The organism is Treponema sp. R80B11-R83G3, from assembly GCF_054786115.1.
On the sequence record NZ_BDHF01000319.1, the window covers coordinates 1 to 843 of the forward strand.

General features: G+C 45.1%; 1 pseudogene. It reads right to left on the reverse strand.

Annotated features, from left to right (window positions below):
* Positions 1 to 843: pseudogene (locus tag ACYVRH_RS13595) on the reverse strand (molecular chaperone HtpG); the annotation flags it as partial.

Sequence of the window (843 nt, forward strand, 5' to 3'; positions counted from 1 at the left end):
ATGCAGGACGGCGAATCGTGAAGGCGGCGGGAAAGTTTTACGTCTTTTACGCGGTCTCCAAGAGCCTTTTTAATTTTTTCGATGACGGGCTTTGCCTCTTTTTCAGCGTCCTTGTCTTTCTTTTCACCTAACTCTTCGTCCGCGCCCGCGCGGTTTACCGCTTTAAGTTCCCAACTTTGACTTTCGCTCTTGCCGTCCGCGCCGGCTGTTTCTTTGCGGTAACTGTGCAGAGTGGGAATTACAATGTCGTCAATTTCATCGGACATGATTAGGACTTCAATTTCTTTTGCGCGATAGGCTTCCAACAACGGAGAAGATCGCAGGGTTTTTTCATCGCCGCCTGTGATGTAGTAGATATGCTTTTGATCGCTTTTCATGCGGGAGACATATTCGGCGAAACTTGTCCAGCCGGTATTACCGGATGCGCTTTCAACGGCGGTGCTTTTAAAGCGCACAAGTTCCTGAATCGCGTCGCGGTTGGCAAAATCCTGATAAAGCCCCTCTTTAAGAGGACGGTTAAATTGTTCTATAAAAGTTCCCCATTTTCCCTTCGCTTCGTCAGAACCTGACGCGGCGTTATCTGCCATTTGTTTAAATTCGGAAAGCAGTTTTTTTACGGACGCGTTTTTTATGTTGAGCAAGATTTTATTCTGCTGTAATATTTCTCTGCTTACGTTAAGAGGCAGATCTTCAGAATCAATTACGCCGCGTACAAAACGCAAGTATGTCGGCATCAGTTCTTTGTCGTCGTCTGTGATAACAACTCGTTTTTCATAGAGTTTAACGCCCGGTTTGTAATCTACATTGTATAAATCAAACTGCGCTTTTTTAGGAATGTAAAAC